The organism is Candidatus Schekmanbacteria bacterium (assembly GCA_003695725.1).
Classification (GTDB): Bacteria; Schekmanbacteria; GWA2-38-11; order GWA2-38-11; family J061; genus J061.
Genome location: RFHX01000152.1, coordinates 1 through 3433 on the forward strand (window position 1 = coordinate 1; position 3433 = coordinate 3433).

Consider the following 3433-nt stretch of genomic DNA (forward strand, 5'->3'; position numbering starts at 1 on the left):
ATTGCCGATAGTAGCGGAAGTCATTTTAAAGAAAATATGAAAAATGGCAATCGTACAAAAGAAAATAAAGGAAAGAAGAAGCGCTCCTCGAGTAAATTCGATCAATCTTCTTCATTATAACTTCTTCGATCAGCGTGAGTTTGATAAAAGACAGGGAATTGCGCGAACAATCAATATTAGTGAATCTGGAATTCTAATAGAATGCGGATATCCTTTCCCCATCCATTCTGTCCTCGAAATATCTCTTGCAATCGGAGAAGACCTCGTAATCCTTCGCGGTGAAGTTGTTAGAGGTATGATAAGCGACAACAACAATTATTATCTTGGGCTGAAATTTCTAAAAATGTCACATCGAAGCAAACAAATAATTGCAAATTATATCTTAAACCATCGCTAATTCTTCGCAGGAAAATAATCTTAAATTCTATCCTTCACCAACTCCAATCCATACCGCCATCGACACACAAAACCTGCGCCGTAATATACGAAGCATCTTCAGATGAAAGAAAAGCCACTGCGGCTGCAATATCTTCAGGAGTCCCTTCACGCGGAATAAGAATATTGCCGTTCTTTATCGACTGGTCTATAATCCATTTGACGAATGAATTTTTTTCCATCATCAATTCTTTTTCAACAAGATTGTAGAGATTAGTAGCAACCATTCCCGGTGCCACGCTATTGACTCTTATGCCTGCATTAGATGCACATTTCGCAAGTGTTTTCGTAAAGGCTATAACTGCAGCTTTTGAAGAAGCATAAGCGCCTGTCATATTTTTTATTGCACGTCCCATAATAGATGAAATCGTAACTACTGAACCCTTAACATCATTTTCCATCATATGAAGAATAGCCGCCTTTGAAAAGAAAAATGCCCCTTTGACATTTACACCATAGACTCGATCCCAATCGTCAGGTGTAGCTTCGAGGGCTGAAGACGACCTATCTGAGATTCCAGCATTTGCCACAGCTACATCGATTTTGCCAAACTTGTCTGCTGACTTTTTTATAAGCTCATTTATTGAATCGTTATCAGACACATCAACATATATATATTCTGCAATACCACCTTCATTGGCAATTATCTCAACAGTTTCCCTGCCTCCTTTCTCATCGATATCGGCAACTATTACATTTGCTCCTTCTGAAGCGAATCTTTTACAGATGCCCCTTCCAATACCACTCCCTCCTCCTGTAACTACAACATTTTTATCTATAAATCTTTTCAATCCTTTTTCCATTTCAACCCCCTCCTTTTTATTTATCTGATTTGAATTCTTTCAAAAAAAATGATTTTCTATTTTCATAACTTATCTAAAAGATAAAAAATGACATTATTCAAAAAAATTATTAAAGCAAAATTTCTTTCAAGGCCTAATAGGTTTTTAGTTAACTGCATTGTTGACGGCAGTAAAATTAGCGCCTATCTGCCAAACCCCGGACGACTTTATGAGCTTTTTTTCGTCAATTCCACTCTTTATTTAGAAAAAAATGAAAAAAGAGATAGAAAAACAAAATATACCGTCGTAGCAGTCGAAAGAGACAATTCTCCTGTTATGCTTCATACTCACCGCACAAACGATATTGTTGAATATCTCATCAAAAAAAATTTAGTTCCTAAACTAAAAAATATCTCTGAAATAAGGAGAGAGGTCAAATTTGGAAAAAGCAGATTTGATTTTTCAATAATGAAAGAAAATAAAAGAATTCTCTTGGAGGTTAAATCCTGCACTCTTTTCAGCAAATCAGTGGCAATGTTTCCAGATGCCGTTACAGAAAGGGGCAAACGCCATCTTGAAGAATTGGCGGCAATTTCAACAAAAAAATGTAAAAATGTAGTTTTATTTCTCGTCAACGCTCCAGAGGCAAAAATTTTTCTTCCTGATTATCATACAGACCCCAATTTTGCAGAAACCTTTCTAAAAATTCGCGGTAAGCTATCTATAATTCCTTTGGCAATAAAATGGAACAAGAATATGGAAATAAATGAATCCTGCATACGACAGCTGAAAATTCCTTGGAATCTTTTAAAGAAAGAATTCAAGGACAGCGGTTGTTATCTAATCATTCTGAAATCACCAACAGACAAAATTCTATCTATCGGAAGACTTGGGAAAATATGTTTTAAAAAAGGCTATTATATATATGTGGGGTCAGCAAAAAAAAATCTTTTAAAAAGGATTCAAAGGCATCATCGGGAAAAGAAGAAATTGTTTTGGCATATAGACTACATCAGAAAAGAAATGGATTTTATCACAGATTTTCCAGTTAGGACATCTCAGGATCTCGAATGTAAACTTTCAAAAGAGATAAAAAAAATAAGTTCAGGAGAAATCATAGGATTTGGTTCTTCGGACTGCAAGTGTTCATCTCATCTTTTTTACAGCGAAGGCAATCCACTTGCAGAACCAAAATTTATGAAATTACTTTTATATTATAGGCTTGAACGATTGACAACTATGCTTTAAAAAATACTTTGATAGTAGAATCAACCGATATTGCGAAGATCAACAAAATCTTCCTTTGCAGGAAATTTGATAAGTCTGCTTCCTTTTTTTCTTTTTACAATGCTGATCTTCTTCTTTACTATGAAATTTAAAGAATCATAGGGTTCGATGTGCCTTTTAACAAACTCATCAAGCTCCTTTTTTTTATGGGAACCTAAAACAGCAACTGAACTTTTGAGGAAAGAGTCTATAACCCTTTTGCCGGGGACAGCATAATTAACCAGATAGTTTTCATTATCAGGATAAAGTTTGACAAAATCATTCAATCTAATTTTTTTTGTGATCATTTCAAATTTTGAAACTATCTCGCAAGCTTCATTTTCTGAAATATGGTCTATCTCTGCATTTAAATCCTTCAGCAAATTTTCCTTCTGCAAAGATATTTTTGCTATTTTCTCATTCAAAAACTCTCCAACTACTGAGCATTTCAGGGATTCCTCCAAATTGTTGCGGAATTTCTTGATGACATAAAAATTTACCCGATCCCTTGCCTGTATATATATAGGGACAAAAGGATCGCCAAAAGGGCCGTCGCAAACAGCAGTCTCCTTATCCAACTCCAATTCAACAACCCTATGGTTGAAATGCCTATTTATCAAAGAGGTGCGGTCATTTTCATAAATGGCAATAAATTCATTATCGTCACTTTTTGCGACAAATTTTGGATCTGAATCAAATTTAGTAAAAATAAATGTATCATTACAATCAATGCACCGAAATAATCTCTCCCCATCCATTTTTTTTCTCCATAGAAAATTATTACTATGTTTATATTGTAAGTGATGCTTTTTTCATGGGTCAAGAAAAAAAGAAAAAAATAATTTATCAATTAAAAATAAAGTTATAATAGATGTGTCTTGAATAAAAAATTGTGATTACAGGATTAAGGAGAATGTATAAAAAAGAGTCGAAAGAAATAGGATTATCAG

The 3433-nt window shown here is 34.3% G+C and carries 4 protein-coding genes; 2 read left to right on the forward strand and 2 right to left on the reverse strand.

Translation table 11 applies throughout. The features are described from left to right. Positions 1-43: 43 nt before the first annotated feature. On the forward strand, positions 44-397 hold the full coding sequence (locus D6734_06050) for a PilZ domain-containing protein (GenBank protein RMF95197.1): 354 nt from the start codon (positions 44-46) through the stop codon (positions 395-397). Between the two features lie 34 nt (positions 398-431). Here the strand turns inward: D6734_06050 and D6734_06055 are convergent, their stop codons facing one another. Further along, entirely contained in the window at positions 432-1238 is an 807-nt protein-coding gene (locus D6734_06055) for a glucose 1-dehydrogenase (GenBank protein ID RMF95198.1), read from the reverse strand. 87 nt (positions 1239-1325) lie between these two features. Here D6734_06055 and sfsA point away from each other — a divergent pair, with 87 nt between their 5' ends. Then, positions 1326-2465 carry a DNA/RNA nuclease SfsA gene (gene sfsA / locus D6734_06060; protein ID RMF95199.1) on the forward strand — a complete coding sequence of 380 codons (1140 nt, stop codon included), beginning with the start codon at positions 1326-1328 and terminating at the stop codon, positions 2463-2465. 20 nt (positions 2466-2485) lie between these two features. On the opposite strand, the gene D6734_06065 is transcribed toward sfsA, so the two are convergent. Continuing rightward, a complete protein-coding gene (locus D6734_06065; GenBank protein RMF95200.1) occupies positions 2486-3241 on the reverse strand; it encodes a hypothetical protein in 756 nt (251 codons plus the stop codon). Positions 3242-3433 lie beyond the last annotated feature (192 nt).